We start from the raw sequence: 526 nt of genomic DNA on the forward strand, positions 1-526 counted from the left end.
TGATGATCCTTCTCCATCTTATTAGAACATAGATCGCAGGCCAGTCAGCCTGACGATCGCTTGCAGGCGTGCCGCCTTCGTTTCTCTTTCTTCATTGTTGATTGCTCACGGGCCGTACCGCAGCTGACGCTGCTGGCCCTGCGCAGGCGCGGCCCATTGGGGCCGACGGACTAGCGTCCTGTATTAGCGCTGACTGAGAGATGTTGGCGAAGATATAAGGGCTTGTAGCTCAGTTGGTTAGAGCACACGCTTGATAAGCGTGGGGTCGGAGGTTCAAGTCCTCCCAGGCCCACCAGATATGTGATAAGGGGCCGTAGCTCAGCTGGGAGAGCACCTGCTTTGCAAGCAGGGGGTCGTCGGTTCGATCCCGTCCGGCTCCACCATCACTTTTTTGGTGTAGAGACGGATGTTTGCAGTCAACAAGAGAAAGAACCAAGTTTGCGGACTTTACGAAGTCTGCCTGTTCTGTATGAAATCGTGAAGAGAAGATGTAATCGGATCAGCTTTATAGCTGATGTCGCAATGG

2 tRNA genes are annotated in these 526 nt (G+C 53.4%); both read left to right on the forward strand.

Annotated elements, in window-relative coordinates:
• The first annotated feature begins 218 nt into the window (after positions 1–218).
• A tRNA-Ile gene (locus tag F9K91_RS25610) sits at positions 219–295 on the forward strand.
• Between the two features lie 12 nt (positions 296–307).
• Positions 308–383, forward strand: a tRNA-Ala gene (locus tag F9K91_RS25615).
• The last annotated feature ends 143 nt before the right edge of the window (positions 384–526 follow it).

Origin of the sequence: Brucella tritici, assembly GCF_008932295.1 — a bacterium.
In the GTDB taxonomy this organism is placed as follows: domain Bacteria; phylum Pseudomonadota; class Alphaproteobacteria; order Rhizobiales; family Rhizobiaceae; genus Brucella; species Brucella tritici.